20 protein-coding genes and 1 pseudogene are annotated in these 22128 nt (G+C 60.1%); 12 read left to right on the top strand and 9 right to left on the bottom strand.

What is annotated here, in order from left to right; translation table 11 throughout:
- Positions 1–131: 131 nt before the first annotated feature.
- Complete coding sequence (locus tag CYR52_RS02760; RefSeq protein ID WP_072925874.1) at positions 132–1154, top strand: NAD-dependent epimerase/dehydratase family protein; 1023 nt, start codon at positions 132–134, stop codon at positions 1152–1154.
- A gap of 15 nt (positions 1155–1169) precedes the next feature.
- On the opposite strand, the gene CYR52_RS02755 is transcribed toward CYR52_RS02760, so the two are convergent.
- Positions 1170–2003 carry an N-acetylmuramoyl-L-alanine amidase gene (locus CYR52_RS02755; protein WP_072925877.1) on the bottom strand — a complete coding sequence of 278 codons (834 nt, stop codon included), beginning with the start codon at positions 2001–2003 and terminating at the stop codon, positions 1170–1172.
- Positions 2004–2005: 2 nt separating this feature from the next.
- Positions 2006–2335, bottom strand: coding sequence for a heavy metal-binding domain-containing protein (locus tag CYR52_RS02750; RefSeq protein ID WP_072925881.1), 330 nt, complete (start codon positions 2333–2335; stop codon positions 2006–2008).
- A 126-nt stretch (positions 2336–2461) separates the two neighbouring features.
- Here CYR52_RS02750 and CYR52_RS02745 point away from each other — a divergent pair, with 126 nt between their 5' ends.
- The 9 genes and pseudogenes from CYR52_RS02745 to sanA form a co-directional block, all read left to right on the top strand.
- Positions 2462–3049, top strand: a complete 588-nt coding sequence (locus tag CYR52_RS02745) for a lipoprotein (RefSeq protein WP_072925884.1) — start codon at positions 2462–2464, stop codon at positions 3047–3049.
- Positions 3050–3316: 267 nt separating this feature from the next.
- A complete protein-coding gene (artP, locus tag CYR52_RS02740) occupies positions 3317–4045 on the top strand; it encodes an arginine ABC transporter ATP-binding protein ArtP (RefSeq protein WP_072925886.1) in 729 nt (242 codons plus the stop codon).
- Positions 4046–4063: 18 nt separating this feature from the next.
- A complete protein-coding gene (gene artJ, locus CYR52_RS02735) occupies positions 4064–4795 on the top strand; it encodes an arginine ABC transporter substrate-binding protein (protein WP_072925889.1) in 732 nt (243 codons plus the stop codon).
- Between the two features lie 9 nt (positions 4796–4804).
- The gene (gene artQ / locus CYR52_RS02730) at positions 4805–5521 is read left to right on the top strand and encodes an arginine ABC transporter permease ArtQ (RefSeq protein ID WP_072925892.1); all 717 of its coding nucleotides are present in this window, start codon (positions 4805–4807) and stop codon (positions 5519–5521) included.
- Positions 5521–6189 carry an arginine ABC transporter permease ArtM gene (gene artM, locus CYR52_RS02725; RefSeq protein WP_072925898.1) on the top strand — a complete coding sequence of 223 codons (669 nt, stop codon included), beginning with the start codon at positions 5521–5523 and terminating at the stop codon, positions 6187–6189. Before artQ ends, artM begins: the two co-directional genes overlap by 1 nt.
- Before the next feature lie 239 nt (positions 6190–6428).
- The gene (locus tag CYR52_RS02720; protein WP_072925900.1) at positions 6429–7160 is read left to right on the top strand and encodes an arginine ABC transporter substrate-binding protein; all 732 of its coding nucleotides are present in this window, start codon (positions 6429–6431) and stop codon (positions 7158–7160) included.
- A gap of 196 nt (positions 7161–7356) precedes the next feature.
- Entirely contained in the window at positions 7357–8238 is an 882-nt protein-coding gene (gene cdd / locus CYR52_RS02715) for a cytidine deaminase (RefSeq protein WP_072925902.1), read from the top strand.
- A 232-nt stretch (positions 8239–8470) separates the two neighbouring features.
- Positions 8471–10168: an NAD-dependent malic enzyme gene (locus tag CYR52_RS02710; protein ID WP_072925903.1), complete on the top strand. Its 1698-nt coding sequence runs from the start codon at positions 8471–8473 to the stop codon at positions 10166–10168.
- Between the two features lie 178 nt (positions 10169–10346).
- A pseudogene (sanA, locus tag CYR52_RS02705) lies at positions 10347–11081 on the top strand (outer membrane permeability protein SanA); the annotation flags it as partial.
- Positions 11082–11323: 242 nt separating this feature from the next.
- On the opposite strand, the gene mglC reads toward sanA, so the two are convergent.
- From mglC to CYR52_RS02670, 7 genes are all read right to left on the bottom strand, one after another.
- A complete protein-coding gene (gene mglC, locus CYR52_RS02700) occupies positions 11324–12334 on the bottom strand; it encodes a galactose/methyl galactoside ABC transporter permease MglC (RefSeq protein ID WP_072925907.1) in 1011 nt (336 codons plus the stop codon).
- A 20-nt stretch (positions 12335–12354) separates the two neighbouring features.
- Positions 12355–13875, bottom strand: a complete 1521-nt coding sequence (mglA, locus tag CYR52_RS02695; RefSeq protein ID WP_072925909.1) for a galactose/methyl galactoside ABC transporter ATP-binding protein MglA — start codon at positions 13873–13875, stop codon at positions 12355–12357.
- Between the two features lie 170 nt (positions 13876–14045).
- Positions 14046–15044 (bottom strand): galactose/glucose ABC transporter substrate-binding protein MglB, encoded by a 999-nt coding sequence (mglB, locus tag CYR52_RS02690; RefSeq protein ID WP_072925910.1) that lies wholly within the window; start codon positions 15042–15044, stop codon positions 14046–14048.
- 296 nt (positions 15045–15340) lie between these two features.
- A complete protein-coding gene (gene galS, locus CYR52_RS02685) occupies positions 15341–16339 on the bottom strand; it encodes an HTH-type transcriptional regulator GalS (RefSeq protein WP_072925912.1) in 999 nt (332 codons plus the stop codon).
- A 304-nt stretch (positions 16340–16643) separates the two neighbouring features.
- A complete protein-coding gene (gene yeiB, locus CYR52_RS02680; protein ID WP_072925914.1) occupies positions 16644–17804 on the bottom strand; it encodes a DUF418 domain-containing protein YeiB in 1161 nt (386 codons plus the stop codon).
- 60 nt (positions 17805–17864) lie between these two features.
- On the bottom strand, positions 17865–18527 hold the full coding sequence (gene folE, locus CYR52_RS02675; RefSeq protein WP_072925916.1) for a GTP cyclohydrolase I FolE: 663 nt from the start codon (positions 18525–18527) through the stop codon (positions 17865–17867).
- 160 nt (positions 18528–18687) lie between these two features.
- Positions 18688–19836, bottom strand: coding sequence for a YbfB/YjiJ family MFS transporter (locus tag CYR52_RS02670; protein WP_072926855.1), 1149 nt, complete (start codon positions 19834–19836; stop codon positions 18688–18690).
- A 195-nt stretch (positions 19837–20031) separates the two neighbouring features.
- Here CYR52_RS02670 and ptrR point away from each other — a divergent pair, with 195 nt between their 5' ends.
- On the top strand, positions 20032–20931 hold the full coding sequence (ptrR, locus tag CYR52_RS02665) for a putrescine utilization regulator PtrR (RefSeq protein WP_101827907.1): 900 nt from the start codon (positions 20032–20034) through the stop codon (positions 20929–20931).
- Between the two features lie 66 nt (positions 20932–20997).
- On the top strand, positions 20998–22122 hold the full coding sequence (locus tag CYR52_RS02660; RefSeq protein WP_072925919.1) for an S-(hydroxymethyl)glutathione dehydrogenase/class III alcohol dehydrogenase: 1125 nt from the start codon (positions 20998–21000) through the stop codon (positions 22120–22122).
- Positions 22123–22128: the final 6 nt, after the last annotated feature.

Below are 22128 nucleotides of genomic sequence, written 5' to 3'. Positions count from 1 at the left end.
CGGTTGCGCGCCTTTCATCACGGCGTTCCGCTATTGGGATTGCCTGCCGCACATTTTCCAGAAAGAATGGCACCCTCTTTGCTATGGGGACAGGCCTCCTGCGCATCACGGGTTTGGTGGGATAAGTATTTATGACGTTTTTGGTAACCGGGGCAACCAGCGGTTTGGGCAGAAATGCCGTGGATTTCCTCCTGCAACAGAGGATCCCGGTGCGGGCGGCCGGCAGCCATGCGGCGATTGGCGCACTGCTGGCAAAACGCGGCGCGCAGTTTATTCCGGCAGACATGAACAACCTGGTGTCATCCCAGGCGCGGGCAATGCTGACCGAAGTAGACACCTTATGGCACTGTTCCGGCTTTTCCGCCCCGTGGGGTGCGGAGGAGGCGTTTGAGCTGGCCAACGTGCGGGCCACCCGCCGTCTCGGCGAATGGGCGGCGGCCTATGGCGTACGCAACTTCGTTCATATCTCGTCACCGGCGATCTATTTCGATTTCCATCACCACCGCGACATCCGGGAAGATTTTCGCCCGCAGCGCTTTGCCAATGCGTTTGCCCGCAGCAAAGCGGCCGCCGAGGAGGTGATTCAGCATCTGGCGCAGGCCAACCCCCAGACCCATTTCACCATCCTGCGGCCACAGGGCATGTTCGGCGCGCATGACAACGTACTGCTGCCGCGCCTGTTGCAGATGATCCGCCACGGTTCATTGCTGTTGCCGCGCGGCGGCGATGCGCTGGTGGATATGACGTATGTGGAGAACGTGGTGCAGGCGATGTGGCTGGCGACGGAGAACAGCAACACCCCGTCCGGCCGGGCGTATAACATCACCAACCAGCAACCGCGCCCGCTGCGCACCATTGTGCAGCACCTGATGGCGTGCCTGGATATGCCGTGCAAAATCCGCTCAGTGCCCTACACTCTGCTGGATGTGATGGCGCGCGGCATGGAGCGGCTGAGCGCCGGTAACCATAAAGAACCGGCGCTGACCCACTACAGCGTCGCCAAACTCAACTTTGACCTGACGCTGGACACCCGCCGCGCACAGGAGGAGCTGGGCTACCGGCCGCGGGTGTCACTGGACGAGGGTATTTTGCGCACCGCCAACTGGCTGCGCGAACACGGCAAACTTCGCGGCCTGCCGGCCTCCGGCAAATAGTGCCGCCCGGCCGGGTCAGCGGCCTGGCGGGTATTGCGCCAGCAAGGCCCTGGCAATCGCCTCACTCTCCGCATCCGGCAGGCCACGGTAGTCTGCCGGGCGGAAATGCATCTGAAACGCAGCGATCACCTGCCGCTGCGCCGCATCATCCATGCTTTCCGTCACCGGGTAACCGTATGCCGCCAGCAAGGCCAGCAACCGCGCCTGCGCCACCGGTTCCCCCGGCGGCCGCCCCTGTAAATAGCCACTGACCCGCGCCGGGTCGGGCCACGCGCCGATGCCCGCCGCCGCCAGCGCCTGCCACGGGAAGCAGGGGCCGGGATCCTGCTTACGCTGCGGTGCGATATCCGCATGGCCGACCACATTCTGCGGGGCAATCTGGTAGCGCTTTACAATCTGCCCGGCCAGCTCCGTCAGGGCCGCGATTTGCGCAGGCGGGAACGGGTACCAGCGGCGGCCCAGCAGTGTGCGCCGGAAGCCGGGGTTTTCCAGTTCAATGCCCACCGAGGTGTCATTGAGGTTGGTGCGATCGCGCCAGCCGCTGGCCCCGGCGTGCCAGGCGCGCGCCTGCTCCGGCACCAGTTGCCACACCACCGGCTTACCGCCCCGCTGCGGCGGCGCGGCCGGGATCAGGTAATGGGCGCTGACGTGCTCCTCGGTGAGGGTCGCCAGTGCGGTGGGAAAATCCCCGGCGGTGTAGTGGATAACCAGAAAGCGGATGCGCTGGTCCACACCGCGCGCCGGGGCGGAGCGCTCCAGCAACAGGTTGCCGCTGGCAGCCATGCCGGGCGGCACCGGTTGCTGGCAGGCGCTGAGCAGCAGCACCGGCAACAGCAGCAGCAGGCGCATTATCACGCGCCGCGCGCCACCTTCACCGCCGTGCCGGTCACGCTGACCATCAGCATACTGCTGTCTTTGCCCACCGTTTCATAGTCGATGTCGATACCGACCACCGCGTTGGCACCCAGCTCTTTGGCCTGCTGCTCCAGCTCGCGGAAGGCAATCTGGCGCGCTTTGCGCAACTCTTTTTCGTACGCGCCCGAGCGGCCGCCGACGATGTCCCGCACACCGGCAAAGAAATCGCGGAAAATATTGGCACCCAGAATCGCCTCGCCGGTCACGACGCCGCTGTATTCCGTGATGGTAAAGCCTTCCAGTGAGGGGGTGGTTGAAAATTGCATCATGCACTCCTTAAGCAGGGAAAGCGGCAGGCACCCGGCTCCGCAGCCAGAAACCATGCAGCAGTGAAAATCACATTTATACTAAGCTAAAGAGTTCATGGCAGAAACGTTCAATAAGGTAATGAAATGAAAAATAACATGATCGCCGCTGTGTTGCCGCTGGCCCTGTTACTGAGCGCCTGTACTACGCCCGTTGAACCGGCTTTCCAGCCCCAGGAGAACGGCAGCCACGCGGCCGCCTGTGTGGAGGGCGGGCCGGACGAGGTCGCCCAGAAATTCTATGATTTACGCATCCGCCAGCGCAGTAACGGCATTCCCTCCGCCACCGCGCTGGACGCCTACCGCCCTTACCTGAGCAATGCGCTCTATACCGCGCTGCGCGAGGCGGGCCAGGGCAAACGGGTGGATGTGGCCGCCACGCCGAATGAAAACACCGGCTTCAGCGATGGCGACCTCTTCTCCAGCCTGTTTGACGGCCCGACCGATGCCGCCGTCGCCACCGCGTCCACCATCCCGAACCGCGACGCCCGCAACATCCCGCTGCGCGTCAACCTGGTCAACCAGAAGCCCGGCAGTGACACCGCCACCCAATGGCAGGATGAAATCCTGATGATCCGTGAAGGTCAGTGCTGGACAGTGGATGACATCCGCTACCTGGGGCCGTGGGAATTCGCCTCCAGCGGCACACTGCGGCAGGTGCTGGAGAACCGCTGATCCAGACGCCCTGCACTGTTTGGGTCGCTAATGAATTGATTTTGCGCGGCATGTCCGGTTTCCGTTCACATTTCGCGCAAAACAAGCAAATTCGCTACCCTAAATGGCAGCAGGGCGACAAATGCCCCCAGCCGTCCGGCAATACCGCATCTTGTGCTGCGCCTCCCCGCCCTCCAGGGTGATAAATAAATTTTAACGCACAATGATTGCATAACTATTCTGTGGAAGTTAACATTTGCGGCATCAATTGCTATTCAGATTCAGCGCATGAGTATTCAACTTAACGGCATTAACTGCTTTTACGGCGCGCATCAGGCGCTGTTCGACATCACGCTCTCGTGCCCGGCCGGAGAGACGCTGGTGCTGCTCGGGCCGAGCGGTGCCGGTAAGAGTTCGCTGCTGCGGGTGCTCAACCTGCTGGAGATGCCGCGCGCCGGCCAGCTCCAGATTGCCGGCAACCAGTTTGATTTTGCCCGTGCGCCGGGCGAAAAGGCGATCCGTGAACTGCGCCAGAACGTCGGCATGGTGTTCCAGCAATACAATCTCTGGCCGCACCTGACGGTGGTACAAAACCTGATTGAAGCGCCCTGCCGGGTGCTGGGGCTGAGCAAAGCGGACGCGATGGCGCGGGCGCAGAAACTGCTCGACCGGCTGCGGCTGAATGACTACGCCGACCGCTTCCCGCTGCACCTTTCCGGCGGCCAGCAACAGCGGGTGGCGATCGCCCGTGCGCTGATGATGGAGCCGCAGGTGCTGCTGTTTGACGAACCGACCGCCGCCCTTGACCCGGCGATTACCGCACAAGTCGTGAATATCATCCGTGAGCTGGCCGGAACCGGCATCACGCAGGTGATCGTGACCCACGAGGTGGAAGTGGCACGCAAGACCGCCAGCCGCGTGGTGTACATGGAGAATGGCCGCATCGTGGAACAGGGTGATGCCGGCCGCTTTACACAGCCGCAAACCAGCGCGTTTGCCAGTTATCTTTCCCACTAGGATTGTCCGGAGTTTGCCATGAAAAACGTCTTATTCGCCGCGGTGCTCGCGGGCCTCAGCCTCTCTGCCACTGCGGCGGACAACATCCGCTTCGCCACCGAAGCCTCCTACCCGCCGTTTGAATTCATGGATGCCAACAACACCATGCAGGGCTTTGATATCGATCTGGCCAAAGCGCTCTGCCAGGAGATGCAGGCTAACTGCACCTTCACCAACCAGGCGTTTGACAGCCTGATCCCAAGCCTGAAATTCCGCCGGTTTGACGCGGTGATCTCCGGTATGGACATCACGCCGGAGCGGCTTAAGCAGGTGGCGTTCACCAAACCTTATTATGACAACTCTGCATTATTCATCGCCCAGAAAGGCAAGTTCGCGGACCTTGCAGCGCTGAAAGGCAAGCGCGTAGGTATGCAGAACGGCTCGACCCACCAGAAATTCCTGACCGAGAAACACCCGGAAATTACCCCGGTGCCGTATGACAGCTACCAGAACGCGGTGCTGGACCTGAAAAACGGCCGCCTGGACGCGGTATTCGGTGACACGGCGGTGGTGAATGAGTGGCTGAAACAGAACCCGAACCTGGGCGCAGTAGGGGATAAAGTCACCGACGCCGCCTACTTCGGCACCGGCCTCGGCATCGCCGTACGCCAGCAAAATACCGAGCTGCTGACCAAACTGGACGCCGCACTGGCGAAAGTGAAACAGGACGGCACCTACCAGACCCTCTACCAGAAATGGTTCACGCAGTAATCTGCCGCGATGACTGAATTCCAACCGTTACTCAGTGCCGCCGGGATGACCGTCGGCCTGGCACTTTGCGCACTGCTGCTCGGGCTGGCGCTGGCGATGCTGTTTGCCGTCTGGGAATCGGCACGCTGGCGCGCGGTCAGCTGGCTCGGCACCGGGCTGGTGACGCTGCTGCGCGGGCTGCCGGAAATCCTGGTGGTGCTGTTTATCTACTTCGGCTCCTCGCAGCTGCTGCTGATGCTGTCAGACGGCTTCACGCTCAACCTCTTCCTGTTCCAGGTGCCGGTGCAATTGCCGATTGAGAACTTTGAGGTCAGCCCGTTCCTGTGCGGGGTGGTGGCGCTGGCGCTGTTGTATGCCGCCTACGCCTCGCAGACGCTGCGCGGCGCGCTGAAAGCGGTGCCGCACGGCCAGCGGGAGTCGGGCCAGGCGCTCGGCATGAGCAAGTCTGCGATCTTCTTCCGGCTGGTGATGCCGCAGATGTGGCGGCATGCGCTGCCCGGCCTCGGCAACCAGTGGCTGGTACTGCTCAAAGACACCGCGCTGGTGTCACTGATCAGCGTCAATGACCTGATGTTGCAGACCAAAAGCATCGCCACCCGCACGCAGGAGCCGTTTAACTGGTACCTGATTGCCGCGGCGATCTATTTGGTTGTGACCCTGTTCAGCCAGTTTATCCTGCGGCGCATTGAACAACGCACCACCCGTTTTGAGCAGAGGCCGCACTGATGCTTGAGTATTTACCTGAGATCCTCAAGGGGTTGCACACCAGCCTGACGCTCACGGTGGCGTCGCTGATTGCCGCGCTGGTGCTCTCCCTGCTGTTTACCCTGGTGCTGTCTTTGAAAACGGCGGTGTTAAGCCCACTGGTGCGGGTCTACATCACGCTGTTTACCGGCACGCCGCTGCTGGTACAGATCTTCCTGATTTACTACGGGCCGGGGCAGTTCCCGTCCATCCAGCACTATCCTTGGCTCTGGAGCCTGCTCTCCCAGCCGTGGCTCTGCGCGGTGCTGGCGCTGTCGCTGAACAGTGCCGCCTACACCACCCAGCTGTTTTACGGCGCGGTGCGGGCCATCCCGGCCGGGCAGTGGCAATCCTGCGAGGCGCTGGGCATGTCGAAGATGCAATCGCTGCGCATTCTGCTGCCGTTTGCCTTCAAGCGCGCCCTCTCCTCATACTCCAACGAAGTGGTGCTGGTGTTTAAAAGCACGTCGCTGGCCTACACCATTACGCTAATGGAAGTGATGGGCCACAGCCAGCTGCTGTATGGCCGCACCTATGATGTGATGGTGTTTGGCGCAGCGGGCATCGTTTATCTCTGCGTCAACGGCCTGCTGACGCTGCTGATGCGGCTGGTGGAACGCCGGGCGCTGCGGTTCGAACAGCGCAATTAACTCCCCAGGGGCGACCGGTTCGCCCCTTTTTTTCGGCCCGCAAACCCTGTTTTCCCGCCTGCAGACTCTCCCCCTGTGCAAAATTCACGCACTTATTTAATTTTTTAAGCGAATTTATTGCATAATAATTCATTTGATGTCAGCGTAAGGGGTATCCCGGCAGGGGTGGCCCGGCACGTTCCGCCCGCTTGCGCCCTGCTCCGTGGGAACCCAACAGATAACAATAAAGGAGTGCCACCATGAAAAAATTGCTGCTTGCCGCCCTGCTCTCCGGTGTGGCCTTTACTGCCGGCGCGGCTGATACTATCCGTTTTGCGTCGTCTGCAACCTATCCGCCGTTTGAATCCATGGATGCCAATAACCAGATTGTCGGGTTTGATATCGATCTGGCCAACGCACTGTGCAAACAGTTGCAGGCCAACTGCACCTTCACCAACCAGGCATTTGACAGCCTGATCCCGGCGCTGAAATTCAAGCGTTTCGATGCCGTGATCTCCGGCATGGATATCACCCCGGAGCGCCAGAAGCAGGTGGCCTTCACGGCACCTTATTACGCCAACTCGGCAGTGGTGATTGCGCCGAAAGGCAAATACAAGACGCTGGCGGATCTGAAAGGCAAGCGCATCGGCATGGAAAACGGCACCACGCACCAGAAATACCTGCAGGAGAAGCACCCGGAAATCACGACCGTGGCCTATGACAGCTACCAGAATGCGATCCTTGACCTGAAAAATGGCCGTCTGGATGGGGTATTCGGTGATACGGCGGTGGTGAACGAATGGCTGAAAAATAACCCGAACCTGGCCGCCGTGGGTGAGCACGTCACCGACCCGCAATACTTCGGCATTGGCCTCGGCATTGCGGTGCGGCCGGATAACACCGCGTTACTGGAGAAGCTGAACGGCGCGCTGACCGCCATCAAAGCGGACGGCACCTACAAAGCCATCAACGACAAGTGGTTCCCGCAGTAACCGCCTCTCCCCCACCCTGGTGGGGGATTTTTTTCCCCTTTCCCTGCGCTGGCCGTTGCCCCTGAAGATGCGCGATATCTCTCATTTTCAGCCTTTGATTACACTGATTTCATCAATAGTGTGACAGGCATCACATTGCAATCCTTTGCGGCTCCCTATATTGGTCAGCCGAACTTTGTCATGAGATGGACTGACTATGCATGCACGATTTCATACCGCCTTTTCCGCGCTCTCCATAGAGCTTGCCACGGCCCTGGAGCCGCTGCTGCGCCATGATGATTTTCCGGCGTTCCTGACGGCGGCCGAGGTAGACAAACTGGCGCAGGAGAGCGGCATGGACGAAGACGCGCTGGCCTTTGCATTGCTGCCGCTGGCCGCGGCCTGCGCCCTGACGCCGGTGTCACATTTTCTGGTCGGGGCGATTGCCCGCGGCATCAGTGGTAACTGGTATTTCGGTGCCAATATGGAGTTTGCCGGTACGCCGTTGCAACAAACCGTGCACGCAGAGCAGTCGGCCGTGACCCACGCCTGGCTGCGCGGTGAGCGCGAGCTGACCGCCATCACGGTGAACTACACCCCCTGCGGCCACTGCCGCCAGTTTATGAACGAGCTGAACAGCGGCACCGATTTAATCATCCATCTGCCGGGCCGCGCGGCTGCCCGCCTGGGCCACTATTTGCCGGATGCCTTTGGCCCGCGCGATCTGGCGATCTTCACCCTGCTGATGGATCAGGTCGATCACGGTTACAGCGCCGAAGGCGATGCGCTGGTGAAGTATGCGCTGACGGCCATCAACCAGAGCCACGCGCCGTACAGCCAGTCGCACAGCGGCATCGCGCTGGAAGGCGCTGACGGACGCATCTTCCCCGGCCGCTACGCAGAGAACGCCGCCTTTAACCCCAGCCTGCCGCCATTGCAGGCCGCCCTGAACCTGATGAACCTGGCCGGGGGTGACTGCAATGCCATCACCCGTGCGGTGCTGATTGAACGCCGCGATGCGCTGCTGACCCAGGCGGACGCTACCCGCGCCACCCTGGCCGCACTCGGCTGCACCGATCTCACTGTGGTACACGTCTAACCTTCTGCCCGGCCGTGCCCCGGCCGGGCTTCTTCGCCTTTTGCTTTCCCCTGCCCCCGGCGTTCCTTCCCGGTCTGCTGCGCGTTTTCTGTTAAAAAGGACAACCTGCTGTAAGTTAATGCACGGTTCGCGGATTTTTTGTCAAAGCCTGATAACAATTGCTGTACATATCAGCATTATCTTTTAGGATCAGCGCAGAAATTCCTTACCTCAGACCGTGAAGAGTAGATCAATGGAACTTGAATACGAGAGCAAACGCCCCCTTTACATCCCTTATGCCGGCCCGATTCTGCTTGAATTTCCGCTGCTGAATAAAGGCAGCGCCTTTACCGAGGACGAGCGCACCCATTTCAACCTGCACGGTCTGTTGCCGGAGGCGGTAGAAACCATTGAAGAGCAGGCCGAGCGTGCCTGGCGCCAGTTCCAGGATTTCAAAACCGATATTGATAAGCACATCTACCTGCGCAATATCCAGGACACCAACGAAACCCTGTTCTACCGCCTGCTGGATGCCCACCTGAGCGAGATGATGCCGATCATCTACACCCCGACGGTCGGTCAGGCCTGTGAGCACTTCTCTGACATCTACCGCCGCGCGCGCGGTATTTTCCTTTCCTACCCGAACCGTGACCACATCGACGACATGCTGCAAAACGCCACCAAGCAGAATGTGAAAGTGATCGTGGTGACCGACGGCGAGCGCATCCTGGGGCTGGGCGATCAGGGCATCGGCGGCATGGGCATCCCGATCGGCAAGCTGTCACTCTACACCGCCTGCGGCGGCATCAGCCCGGCCTACACCCTGCCGGTGGTGCTGGATGTCGGCACCAACAACCCGCAGCGCCTGAATGACCCGCTCTACATGGGCTGGCGCCACCCGCGCATCACCGGCGAGGAGTACAGCGAGTTTGTGGACATGTTCATCCAGGCGGTGAAACGCCGCTGGCCGAACGTGCTATTGCAGTTTGAGGACTTTGCCCAGGCCAACGCCACGCCGCTGCTGAACCGCTACCGCGACGAGATCTGCTGCTTCAACGATGACATCCAGGGCACCGCCGCCGTGACCCTCGGCAGCCTGATCGCCGCCAGCCGTGCCGCCGGTTGCCGCCTGCGCGACCAGACCGTGGCCTTCCTGGGTGCCGGTTCGGCCGGGTGCGGCATCGCCGAGCAGATCATCGCCCAGATGAAATCGGAAGGGCTGAGCGAAGATGAGGCGCGCGCCAAAGTCTTTATGATCGACCGTTTCGGCCTGCTGACCGACAAACTGCCGAACCTGCTGGAATTCCAGGCCAAACTGATCCAGAAAAGTGAAAACCTGCTGGAATGGGACGTCAACAGCGATGCCATTTCGCTGATGGACGTGGTGCGCAACGCCAAGCCGACCATCCTGATTGGGGTCTCCGGCCAGCCGGGGCTGTTCACGGAAGAGATCATCCGTGAAATGCACCGCCACTGCCCGCGCCCGATTGTGATGCCGCTCTCCAACCCGACCTCCCGCGTGGAAGCGCGCCCGGAAGATATCCTGAAATGGACGGACGGTGCGGCGCTGGTGGCGACCGGCAGCCCGTTTGCCCCGGTGCATTACAAAGATCAGGTCTACCCGATCGCCCAGTGCAACAACTCCTACATCTTCCCCGGCATCGGGCTGGGCGTGCTCGCCTCCGGCGCCACCCGCGTCACCGACAGTATGCTGATGGCCGCCAGCCGGGCGCTGGCTGACTGCTCGCCGCTGGCGACCGAAGGAGAAGGCTCGCTGCTGCCGGACGTCAACGACATTCAGGGCGTGTCCAAAGTGATCGCGATGGAAGTGGGCAAAGCGGCGCAACTGCACGGCGTGGCGATGGTCACCTCCGAAGATGCGCTGTCGAAGGCGATTGAGCACAACTTCTGGCAACCGCAGTACCGCAGCTACAAACGCACCTCGTTCTGAGGCGCGGCATTCCACACCGGCAAGGGGGCTCCCCTTGCCTTTTTTATGCCCGTTACCTGCCCAAGCTGATGAAAAACCCAGCGAAACATGCGCGGAAACGGGACATGCCTTGCGTCAGGCAAACAGGTAAAGTAGCCTTGGAACCCCTACCTTTCCTCATCCTTTAAAGGCAAAAACCATGTGGAAACGCCTGATAGCCAGCTTTTTACTCATCGTGACGGCGATGGGCGTGGCGGCTATTGCGCTGGATCGCTGGGTGAGCTGGAAAACCGCCAACTACATCTATGAAGATGTGCAGGTGCTGCCGCACCGGCAGGTCGGCGTGGTGTTGGGTACCGCCAAGTACTACCGCACCGGCGTGATTAACCAGTACTACCTCTACCGTATCCAGGGCGCGATCAACGCCTACAACAGCGGCAAAGTGAAATACCTGCTGCTGAGCGGCGACAATGCCCAACAGAGTTACAACGAGCCGATGACCATGCGCCGTGACCTGATGGCCGCCGGCATCCCGGCCGGCGACATCGTGCTCGACTACGCCGGCTTCCGCACGCTGGACTCAATTGTCCGCACCCGCAAAGTGTTCGACACCAACGACTTTATTGTGATTACCCAGCGTTTCCACTGCGAGCGTGCGCTGTTTATCGCGCTGCATATGGGGATTCAGGCGCAGTGCTATGCGGTGCCGTCGCCGAAAAACATGCTGACGGTGCGGGTGCGGGAAATTTTCGCCCGCCTCGGCGCGCTCAGCGATCTCTACCTGCTCAAGCGCGAGCCGCGTTTCCTTGGCCCGCTGATCCCGATCCCGGCGGTGCATGCCATCCCGGACGACGCGCAGGGCTACCCGGCCGTGACGCCGGAGCAACTGCTGGCGCTGCAACAGCGGCTGGCGCAGGAGCGCCAACAGGAGCAGGAGAAACAGCAGCGCGAGGCGCAGGCGAAACAGCAGCGTGAGGCGGCGCAGAAGCAGGCGGAGGAACACGCCGCCCAGGAGAAAGCAGCGCAAGAGAAAGCCGCCCAGGAGGCCGCCGCGCAGCCACACCCCGGCCACCTGTTGCCGCCGCCGGACACCCCACCCGCCCCGCTTCCCTGATCCACAGACGCAAAAAAGGGCGACCGTAGTCGCCCTTTTTGTTGAGTGCTGTCTGCTGCCGGTTACTTCTTCTTCGCGTATTTCAGCGAGTCGAGCGCCACGGCGAAGATAATGATGCCGCCCTTGATGATGTACTGCCAGTACGGGTTCACGCCGATGTAGGTCAGCCCGTAGTTGATCACGGTGAAGATGATCACCCCGGTCACCACGCCCGCCACGGTACCGACGCCACCCGCGAACGACACGCCGCCCACCACGCAGGCCGCAATCGCATCCAGCTCATACATAAAGCCGAGGTTGTTGGTGGCGCTGCCGATACGGCCCGCTTCCAGCAACCCGCCGAAGGCGTAGAACACACCGGAGAGCGCATAGATCATGATCAGGTTCAGCGGCACGTTCACACCGGAGACTTTGGCCGCTTCCGGGTTACCGCCGATGGCAAAGATGTTTTTGCCGAAGCGGGTTTTGTTCCACAGCACCCAGACAAACACGATGGCGATCAGTGCGTAGAAGGTGATGTAGGAGAGCTTGAAGTCACCGAGGCGGATAAAGCCCTGGGCAAAGGCCGAGAACCCGGCGTCAAACCCGGCAATCGGTGAGGCACCCACGAAATCGTAATAGAGTGAGTTGATGCCGTACACGATGATCATGGTGCCGAGGGTGGTGATAAACGGCGTCACGTTCAGGTAGGCGATGATGATGCCGTTAAGCAGGCCAATCAGCGCGCCCACCACACACACCGTGAGGATCACCAGCGGGATGGGGATGGTGTCGATGTCCGGGAACACCTTGTTGACGTTGTCCATCGCCTGCAGCATGGTGGCCGCGACCACCGCCGCCAGCCCGACCTGACGGCCGGCAGAGAGGTCAGTCCCCTGGGTCACAATCAGCCCCGCCACCCCCAGCGCGATAATAATACGCACTGACGATTGGGTCAGGATGTTACTCAGGTTCATCAAACTTAAAAAGGTCGGGTCCTGGAAAATAATAATTGCCAGCAGCACCAGCAATACCACATAAATCCCGCCCTCTTTGAGATAAGTGAGCATACTTTTCTTATTTAACGCAGTCATAATAAGAACCTTCAACAAGATTAGAGGTGCAAGGAGGCAAGACGTAATATTTCGTTCTGCGAGGTTTCTTTGGTATTCACAATGCCTGCCACCTGGCCATTGCTCATGACCAGAATCCGGTCAGTAATCCCCAGCAATTCCGGCATTTCAGAAGAGATAATGATGATGCCCTTCTCTTTTTTCGCCAGTTCGGTAATCAGCTGGTAAATTTCAAATTTGGCCCCGACATCAATACCGCGCGTCGGCTCATCCAGCATTAATATTTCCGGCTGGGTCAGCAACCAGCGGCCGATAATCACTTTTTGCTGGTTACCGCCGGAAAGCGAGCCAATATTGGTGTGATGGCCGGGGGTTTTTACCCGCATCGAATCAATCACCCATTGGGTATCACTCTTCATCCGGCTGTTATCCAGCAGGCCGAATTTGTTTTTATAATTGCGGATATTGGAGATAAGCGAGTTAAAGCCGATATCCAGGTAGGCGTAAATCCCGGTGGAGCGCCGCTCCTCGGTCACCAGCGCGAAACCGTGGTTAATCGCCTCGTTGGCGCTGTTGTTGTTGATCGGTTTGCCGTGCAGTTTGATGGTGCCGCTCACCTTTTCGCGGATGCCGAACAGCGTCTCCACGATGTCAGTGCGCTTGGCGCCCACCAGCCCGGCAATGCCGAGGATTTCACCCTTGTGCAGGTTGAACGAGACATCCCGGATCGACGGCTGGCGCAGTGACGTCAGGTTTTTAACCTCAAGAATCACCTCTCCCGGCGTATTCATGCGGTCAGGGAAACGCTGGCTCAGGGAGCGCCCCACCATCATCGAGATAATCTGGTCCATCGTCATGCCTTCCAGCGGCTGGGTCGCAATCCACTGGCCGTCACGCAGGATGGTGATTTCGTCACACAGCTGGAAAATCTCTTCCATCTTGTGGGAGATATAGACGATACCGCAGCCACGCTCTTTCAGCTTACGGATAATGGTGAACAGGTGGTTCACCTCTTTTTCCGTCAGTGACGAGGTTGGCTCATCCATAATGACGATCTTGGCATCGTAAGAGAATGCCTTGGCAATTTCGATCATCTGCATCTGGGACACAGAAAGCCGGGCGACTTTATCGCGCGGGTCGATATTAATATCCAGTTCGTCAAAAATGGCTTTGGTATCGTTATACATTTTCTCCTGGTCGACAAACAGCCCCTTCGTCGGATAACGGCCAAGCCACATGTTATCCATTACCGTACGCTGCAGAACCAGGTTTAATTCCTGATGCACCATCGACACGCCTTTTTCCAGCGCCTCTTTGGAGCTTTTAAAATCGATTTCTTGCCCCTGGAAAAGAATACTTCCGGCATCTTTGCTGTAAATGCCAAACAGGCACTTCAATAACGTTGATTTGCCTGCGCCATTCTCGCCCATTAATGCGTGAATGGAGTGGGGGCGGACTTTTAAATTCACGTTATCCAATGCTTTTACGCCTGGAAATGACTTCGAGATATTGGTCATTTCCAACAACCACTCGCGCGGTTGTCCCGTCGTGTTATCGGCCATAATTACACCTGGCTAGAATAAGGGATCTGCATTCGGGGTGCCGGACGCCCGGCCACCGGAAAAACCGGTCACCTGGTGCGCAGCATCCTGATAAGGCGGACGCTGCCGGCCATCCTGACCGGCAGCGGGTATACCTGTTGGTTACCGTTAAACTAAACGGGTCATGCGTATTACTTACCGATAAATTGTGCCAGGTTGTCCTGGTCTACGCCGACGTAAGGGATACGTACGACTTTATTATCGATTTTCCAGTTGGTGCCCTCTTCTGCCTTTTTACCCTCGGCCAGATTCTTCGCAAGCTGGAAGGTTGCTTTCGCCTGGTTGTTGGCATCGTTCAACACTGTCCCGGCCATGGCACCGGATTTCACCATCGCCAGCGCTTCCGGCAGGGCGTCAACGCCGAATACCGGGAGCTTGGATTTGTTATGCGCCTTCAGCGCTTCTACGGCACCCATCGCCATTGCATCGTTGTTGGCGATCACCACTTCGATCTTGTCGGCATTCGGGCCGGAGAGCCAGGCGTCCATCTTGTCTTTCGCCTGGGCGGTGTCCCACATTGCGGTGTCGAGCTGCAATTGCTGGGTCTTCATGCCGTCTTTGCCGTTCAGGGTGTCCACCACATATTTGGTGCGCGCTTCGGCGTCCGGGTGGCCCGGTTCACCTTTCAGCAGCACAAACTGGATGGTGCCGTCTTTGTTCAGATCCCATTCCGGGTGAGCTTTCCAGTGCTTGGCAATCAGCTCGCCCTGGATAATGCCGGACTCTTTGGAGTCAGTCCCGACATAGTAAACCTTGTCATAGCTGTCGAGCGCTTTGCGGCTCGGCTCTTTGTTGTAGAACACCACCGGCACGTCATTGCCGCGTGCTTTGTCGATAACCACCGGGGCTGCCGCCGGGTCAACCAGGTTGATCGCCAGGGCTTTCACGCCTTTGGCCAACAGCACGTCGATCTGGTCATTCTGTTTGGATTGGTCGTTCTGCGAGTCATTCATCAGCAGTTCGATATCCGAGGAGGATTTGGCTTCTTTCTCGATCGCCTTACGCACCACGGACATAAAGTTGTCATCGTATTTGTAAATGGTGACGCCGATGCGGGTGTCTGCGTGTGCCGCAGTTCCGAACAACATGGCGGCTGCCAGCGTGGCCAGGGTAAACACCTTCTTATTCATTTTTTCTCTCCGGTTTTATGTAGGGTACGACCAGGTAGTGCCGTCCTGCCGGTGTGCGGCGGGGATTAACCGTCCTCCTTGACCCTGCTTTCTCCTGCGTTTGCTGTGGTGTCTCTGCGTCCGGCAGACGCGGCAGGAAACCTGTCAGGAGTCCCGAAAAAGGATCACGCCTTGACACATCCTGACAGAAAACGCTCGCATCATAATCGCTGCATTGTTAATAAACTGTGAATGCCTTCACACTTTGAAAACGGTTACACAACTGAAACATCACAGTCCGTGAGCACCCGCGCATTTCAGCCCGCCGCCACAGAGTGGCGGCGCACCAGCGTCGGCATAAAACAGTGGCTTACGCCGCTCTCCAGCGTGTTTGCTGCCCCTTTCAGCGCCAGCTCGGTGGCCAGCGTCGCCATCGAAATAATCGGGTAGCGCACGGTGGTCAACTTGGGGCTGGTGTAACGGGCGATCGGAATATCATCAAAACCCACCAGCGAACAGTGCTGCGGCACGGTGATACCGTTTTCTTTCAGCACCGCCAGCGCCCCGGCCGCCATCGCGTCGTTATAGGCAAAAATCGCCGTAAGGTGCTGATTGCGCCCCAGTAATTCTACCATGGCCGCTTCCCCGCCCTGCAAGTCCGGTGAGGCGGCGGCGTACCAGGCATCCGGCACGGCCAGCCCGGCCTCGGCCATCGCCTGGCGGTAGCCTTTCCGCCGCTGCACTTCATCCTCGATTGGGTGGCTGGAACCCACATAACCGATGCGCTGGTGGCCGTTGCTCAGCAGCAGGCGGGTCGCCATGTGCGCCCCGCTGACGTTGTCCAGCCCCACGCAGCGGTGCTCAAACCCGGCGATGATGCGGTTAATCAGCACCATGCCGGGGATCTGGTTAAGAAAATCAATCAGCTCGGCATCGCTCAGCGCTTTGGCATGCACAATCAGCGCGTTACAGCGCTGGCGGATTAGCACTTCAATCGCATGGCGCTCTTTTTCCGCCTGGTGGTAACTGTTGCCGATCAGCACATATTTGTGGTTTTGCTGCGCTACCGTGTCCACCGCTTTCACCAGTGCGCCGAAAAAGGGGTCAGACACATCCATCACCACCACGCCGATGGTGTCACTGGTCTGGGTGGCGAGCGCCTGCGCGTTGGCATTGGGCCGGTACCCCAGCTCTGACACCGCTTGCAGCACCAGTTCACGCGTCTCTTTGCTGGCAATGGCGGAGTTGTTCAGCACGCGGGATACCGTCGCCACCGACACCCCGGCGCGCTTGGCCACATCACGGATGGTGATCATAGGCGGCTCCGGGCAAAGGGGCGCGGCAGGCACAGGCTCGTCCTGGTCTGGTCAACATCAGAGGTAAAAAGGCAAAAGGAGCAACCATGTGAAGTCCTGTTATCAGGGTTATTAAGCGGCATTCACTGCACGCCGCTATCCTAACGGGTTTGCCTCAGGGCCTGCGTGAAATACGTCACAGGAAAGAAAACGTTTTCACACGAAAGCAATATTTCTTCACAACATTGCAACGTTTTGCGGGGGAAACAGGGAGAGAAGCGGCATGAGGAAAGGGGCACGGCAGCCAGGCGTGCCCCGCTCGGGGTCAGGGTTTGGCAGGCTCCACCGGGCGTCCGGCTGCCAGCGCAGTCAGCCTGCGCCACAGCCACTCCATCGGCCCCTGCGTAAAGACGCGCAGCCAGAGCAGCGAAAACAGCAGGTTGACCAGCCACACCAGCGGCACGATCGCCAGCAGTTGCAGGCGGCTGAACTGGTCATACAGGCCAAAGGTATAGAACAGCGTATTGCAGATCAGGGTTTGCAGCAGGTAGTTACTCAGCGCCATGCGGCCGATCTGCGCCAGCCAGCCGGTGACGCGCCAGCCTGACAACGTCGGCCAGAAGCCGTAAAGCAGCGACAGATAGCCGATGGATTGCAGCGCCGCGCCCGCTTCCCGCGGTGCCTGCAACAGAAAGCCGCTCCAGCGGTAATCCCAGCCCAGGTGCCACTGTACCATCACCGACGGGATCTGGATGAGCCATGAAAGCGTTATCAGCCACAGCGCCAGCCGCCGGTAGTGGCGGAGGCTGAATTCGCCGCGCAACCAGCCGCTGCGCATCAGCCCGGCACCAAACAGCATGGCCCCTGCCAGCTCCCAGCCATATTGCGCGCCCACGGACAGCAGCGTGGAGGAGAGCATATCCAGCCGGTTGCGCCACGCTTCTTCCCCGCCCTGCAACTTCCAGAACGCCTCATACTGCAACGAGGCCGGGCCGGGCTGCCAGAAATCACCGGGGTTGGGGTTGGTCATAAAGGCAAACATCACCAGAATCCCCACCCCGAGGGCAAACAGCAGCGCACCGGTCATCAGCAGCGTGCGGCTGCCGGTCGCCTCGCGGATCAGCCGCCAGCAGACCAGCCCGATCAGCCCATACGAGAGCAGGATGTCGCCGTCCCAGAGGAAAATCGCGTGCAGCAGCCCGAACAGCAGCAGCCAGGAGAGCCGCGCCTGGATCCAGCGCTTGCCGCGCGGCAGCAACAGCTGTAACCCGGCACCAAACAGCAGCGCGAACATGGTCAGGAATTTAGCCTGCGCCAGCACATCCATGACGGCCCAGGTCCAGGCGTCAGCCGTGGTGGGCAGCCCGTGGTACGCCGGGTTAAGGTAGGCGGCTTTCGGCAGGCCGAAGGCGTTGATATTGAGCAGTAAAATGCCGAGGATGGCTATCCCGCGGGCGCAATCCAGCGTAGCAATGCGTTGGCGCATAGGTCACAACATCCTGCGAGTCGGGCAGCACCGGGCGGTGCTGCCAATAACGGGAGCGGATCAGACGTGGCGGACGGCGCGCAGGAACTCCTGGCGGGTGTTCTGGCTGGACTTGAACAGACCGCCCAGCGAGGTGGTGGTGGTGGCGCTGGTCGCATCACGGATGCCGCGTGCTTTCACGCAATAATGTACTGCATCAATAGATACCGCAACGTTATTGGTGCCGAGCAGGGTTTGCAGCGCCACCAGGATTTGCTGGGTCAGACGCTCCTGCACCTGCGGCCGCTGGGCAAAGAACTGCACAATGCGGTTGATTTTCGACAGGCCGATCACCCCGTCTTTTGGGATATACGCCACAGTCGCTTTGCCGTCGATGGTCACAAAGTGGTGCTCACAGGTGCTGGTCAGGGTGATGTCACGAACCGTCACCATTTCATCCACCTTCATCTTGTTCTCGATGATGGTGATTTTGGGGAAATTGTTGTAATCCAGCCCGGAGAAGATCTCCTCGACATACATCTTGGCGATGCGCAGCGGCGTTTCCGCCAGGCTGTCGTCAGTGAGGTCAAGGTTCAGCAACTGCATGATGCTGGTCATGTGCTCCTGGATGTGACGGGTGCGCGTCTCCCTGTCGAGCATAGGTTCTGGTCTCAAAGGGGTTTCCAGGCCGCGCGCCATCAGCGCTTCATGAACCAATGCGGCTTCTTTACTCAGCGTTGCCATTTCTCTTCTCCTGCGGGTATTACGATTCTGACGCCGATTCACGCCAAAATTGGGTGCCTCACTTTAGTGGAGTGCGCCCTGATGATCCAGTGATTACGCTTCATGATTGATGAAATAGCTACAAGTTATTGAGCGGAGCAATAAGTATGCCCCGCCCCGCTCAGGAACGCACCGCATCAGGCTGGGTGCGGCCCGGCAGCACCAGCCCACCGGCGACGAACAGCGCCAGCATCGCCACATAGAGCGCCGGTTCCAGCCGGTGGGTCAGCGCCGTGGAGAGCGCCGAAAGCACCGGCCCCACCAGTTGCCCGACCGCGTACCCGGTGGTCAGCAGCCCGGCCAGATAACGCGCATGGTGCGGTGCCAGCTCCCGGCCATATTGCAGCGACAGCTGCACCACGCAGAGGAAACCGCCGCCGGTCAGCAGCGCGCCCACCGCCAGCCCGGCGATGCCCGGCAGACATGACGCCCCGAGCACGCCCAGCGCCTGCACCCACAACACGATCGCCAGCCGGGTGCGGGTCGCCAGCCAGCCGCGTGTCAGGATGCCGAGCACAATCCCTGCCACCGCCGCGCCGCCAAACACCGGCCAGAGGAACTGGGCCATCAGGCTGTCGGGAAAGCGGCTGTGCGCCATCTGCGAAAAGAAGGTGGCAGGCAGGATGTAACCGAACCCGGCCAGGCTGTAGCTCCACACCAGCCGCCGCAGCGCCGGGGTCAGCGGCAGCGGGGCCGGGGCGGTGGCCGGGCGGTGCAGTTCGCCTTTGCGCGGCAGGTTCATGCTGATGGCGGCCACCAGCAGCAGCGCCAGCCCGCCATACAGCAGCCAGCCCTGCGCCGAGGAGAGGTGATACGCATTGATCACCAGCGCCAGCAGCCCGCTTAACAGAATGCCCATGCCCGGCCCGGCAAACACCGCGGCGCTGAGGCCGGGGCGGCCGTAGTGCGCCAGTTGCTCATTGCACCAGGCGGCCACCAGCACCAGCGCCCAGCCGCTCGCCATCCCGATCAGGAAACGTACCGCGCAGTGCAGCACTTCGCCGCCCACCGCGGCTGACAGCAGCGTCAGCACTACCGCGCCCCAGACGCCGAGCCACAGCCGCCGCTCCACATGGCGGGTGGCGCGCATCGCATCAAACGCCCCGGCGAGGTAGCCCAGGTAGTTAAACGCCGCCACCAGCCCCGCGCCGGTCAGGCTGAACTGGTGTTCGGCAATCATCAGCGGCACCTGCGGGGTAAACGCAAAGCGCCCAATCCCCATTGCCACCACCAGCGCCAGAAATCCACTCACTGCAATGCGTAGTGCCATCGACATGCTCCCTCCGGTCGCCCGGTTCAGGCGAATCAAGACGTTATCAAAAGGTTAACCTTTGCCCAAGCGTTACCTGTTTGTAGCCGCCAATTGCCGTACAGGTTAATTAGCAGTTGCCACCACTCTGCCTGACCGTTAGACTCACGGAAACTGAATAATTCAGATCACGTTATTCACAATAAGAGAACAGTTATGGACCTCACCCAGCTCCGGATGTTTTGTTGTGTGGCCGAGACCGGTTCGCTGGCTAAAGCGGCCGAGCAATTGCACCGCGTGCCCTCCAACCTCACCACCCGCCTGCGCCAGCTGGAACAGGAGCTGGGCACCGATCTGTTTATCCGTGAAAAACAGCGCCTGCGGCTCTCGGCGATGGGCCATAACTTTCTCGGCTATGCGGAGCGTATTCTGGCGCTGAGTGACGAGGCGATGAGCCTGACCCACGCCGGTGAACCCGCCGGGCAGTTTGCCCTCGGGTCAATGGAGAGCACCGCCGCCACCCGCCTGCCCGCGCTGCTGGCCGCTTACCACCAGCAGCACCCAAAAGTGGCGCTGTCCCTGGTGACCGGCACCTCCGGTGACATCATCGACAGCGTGCGCGCCGGCACCCTGGCCGCCGCCCTGGTGGACGGCCCGATAGACCATGATGATTTGAACGCCTGCATCGCCTTCCGTGAGCGGCTGGTGGTGATCTCCCCTGCCAACCGCCCGCTGGCGGCACACGGCGCAGGCGCGTCGCTTACGCTGTTCGTGTTCGGCCCGTCCTGCTCCTACCGCCGCAAATTTTACGCCTGGCTGAAACAGGCCGGCTGGGCGGTAGGCGCGTCGCTGGAGATCCACTCCTATCACGCGATGCTGGCCTGTGTTGCCAGCGGCGCGGGCATCGCCATTTTGCCGGAATCAGTGCTGGCACAACTGCCGGGGCATGAGGGCGTCACGGTCAATATCCTGCCGGACGAGGTGGCCGACACCGCCACCTGGCTTATCTGGCGGCGCGAGGCGTTCAGCGCCAACGTCCGCGCGCTGAAAGAGATCATTATCGAGCACAATCACGGCGTCATTCCCGTACTGAAACACCCGATCGCCGGTGAGTGAGATACACTTAACCAACGATTAATTATTAACCACCCATCCCGCATTAACCCGTAAAGGAGCACTACCATGGAGATGATCAAAACCCGCGCCGCCGTTGCCTGGGGGCCAGGCCAGCCACTGAAAATTGAAGAAGTGGACCTGATGCCGCCGCAGAAAGGCGAAGTGCTGGTGCGCATCGTCGCCACCGGCGTCTGCCACACCGATGCCTACACCCTGTCCGGCAAAGACCCGGAGGGCGTGTTCCCGGCGATCCTCGGCCATGAGGGCGGCGGCGTGGTGGAAGCGGTTGGTGAAGGCGTCACCAGCGTGGCCGTCGGCGACCATGTGATCCCGCTCTATACCCCGGAGTGCGGCGAGTGCAAATTCTGCCGTTCCGGCAAAACCAACCTCTGCCAGGCGATCCGCAGCACCCAGGGCAAAGGGCTGATGCCGGACGGCACCACCCGCTTCTTCAAAGACGGCAAGCCGATCTTCCACTACATGGGCACCTCCACCTTCTCGGAGTACACCGTGGTGCCGGAAATTGCGCTGGCAAAAATCAATAAAGACGCGCCGCTGGAAGAGGTCTGCCTGTTGGGCTGTGGCGTCACCACCGGTATGGGCGCGGTGATGAACACCGCCAAAGTGCAAAAAGGCGACACCGTGGCGATCTTCGGCCTCGGCGGCATCGGCCTTTCTGCCATCATCGGCGCACAGATGGCCGGCGCGGGCCGCATCATCGGCATCGACATCAACACCAGCAAGTTCGACCTGGCACGCAAGCTGGGCGCGACTGACCTGGTCAACCCGAAAGATTACGACAAGCCGATTCAGGACGTGATCGTTGAAATGACCGACGGCGGCGTCGACTTCTCCTTTGAGTGCATCGGCAACGTGAACGTGATGCGTTCCGCGCTGGAGTGCTGCCACAAGGGCTGGGGCGAATCCGTGATCATCGGCGTTGCCGGGGCCGGGGAAGAGATCTCTACCCGTCCGTTCCAGCTGGTGACCGGCCGCGTCTGGCGCGGTTCCGCATTTGGCGGCGTCAAAGGCCGCAGCCAGTTGCCGGGCATCGTGCAGGAGTACCTTGACGGGAAATTCCAGCTCAACGATTTCATCACCCACACCATGGGTCTGGATGACATCAATGAGGCGTTTGACCTGATGCACGAAGGCAAGTCGATCCGCTCCGTTATCCATTTCAATAAATAAACAAGG

The sequence above is a fragment of the Chimaeribacter arupi genome (assembly GCF_002858805.1).
Classification (GTDB): Bacteria; Pseudomonadota; Gammaproteobacteria; order Enterobacterales; family Enterobacteriaceae; genus Chimaeribacter; species Chimaeribacter arupi.
This window is presented reverse-complemented; position numbering and strand designations above follow the sequence as displayed.

Bases quoted from the DNA above. Each gene is read 5' to 3' on its own strand.
- galS (WP_072925912.1), bottom strand. From the start codon at position 16,339: ATGATCACCATCCGTGATGTGGCCAAGCGCGCCGGGGTGTCGGTGGCG.
- mglA (WP_072925909.1), bottom strand. From the start codon at position 13,875: ATGGCCGATAACACGACGGGACAACCGCGCGAGTGGTTGTTGGAAATG.
- CYR52_RS02710 (WP_072925903.1), top strand. From the start codon at position 8,471: ATGGAACTTGAATACGAGAGCAAACGCCCCCTTTACATCCCTTATGCC.
- CYR52_RS02670 (WP_072926855.1), bottom strand. From the start codon at position 19,836: ATGGCACTACGCATTGCAGTGAGTGGATTTCTGGCGCTGGTGGTGGCA.
- folE (WP_072925916.1), bottom strand. From the start codon at position 18,527: ATGGCAACGCTGAGTAAAGAAGCCGCATTGGTTCATGAAGCGCTGATG.
- CYR52_RS02720 (WP_072925900.1), top strand. From the start codon at position 6,429: ATGAAAAAATTGCTGCTTGCCGCCCTGCTCTCCGGTGTGGCCTTTACT.
- cdd (WP_072925902.1), top strand. From the start codon at position 7,357: ATGCATGCACGATTTCATACCGCCTTTTCCGCGCTCTCCATAGAGCTT.
- yeiB (WP_072925914.1), bottom strand. From the start codon at position 17,804: ATGCGCCAACGCATTGCTACGCTGGATTGCGCCCGCGGGATAGCCATC.
- CYR52_RS02755 (WP_072925877.1), bottom strand. From the start codon at position 2,003: ATGCGCCTGCTGCTGCTGTTGCCGGTGCTGCTGCTCAGCGCCTGCCAG.
- ptrR (WP_101827907.1), top strand. From the start codon at position 20,032: ATGGACCTCACCCAGCTCCGGATGTTTTGTTGTGTGGCCGAGACCGGT.
- CYR52_RS02760 (WP_072925874.1), top strand. From the start codon at position 132: ATGACGTTTTTGGTAACCGGGGCAACCAGCGGTTTGGGCAGAAATGCC.
- artP (WP_072925886.1), top strand. From the start codon at position 3,317: ATGAGTATTCAACTTAACGGCATTAACTGCTTTTACGGCGCGCATCAG.
- mglB (WP_072925910.1), bottom strand. From the start codon at position 15,044: ATGAATAAGAAGGTGTTTACCCTGGCCACGCTGGCAGCCGCCATGTTG.
- mglC (WP_072925907.1), bottom strand. From the start codon at position 12,334: ATGACTGCGTTAAATAAGAAAAGTATGCTCACTTATCTCAAAGAGGGC.
- artM (WP_072925898.1), top strand. From the start codon at position 5,521: ATGCTTGAGTATTTACCTGAGATCCTCAAGGGGTTGCACACCAGCCTG.
- artJ (WP_072925889.1), top strand. From the start codon at position 4,064: ATGAAAAACGTCTTATTCGCCGCGGTGCTCGCGGGCCTCAGCCTCTCT.
- artQ (WP_072925892.1), top strand. From the start codon at position 4,805: ATGACTGAATTCCAACCGTTACTCAGTGCCGCCGGGATGACCGTCGGC.
- CYR52_RS02750 (WP_072925881.1), bottom strand. From the start codon at position 2,335: ATGCAATTTTCAACCACCCCCTCACTGGAAGGCTTTACCATCACGGAA.
- CYR52_RS02660 (WP_072925919.1), top strand. From the start codon at position 20,998: ATGGAGATGATCAAAACCCGCGCCGCCGTTGCCTGGGGGCCAGGCCAG.
- CYR52_RS02745 (WP_072925884.1), top strand. From the start codon at position 2,462: ATGAAAAATAACATGATCGCCGCTGTGTTGCCGCTGGCCCTGTTACTG.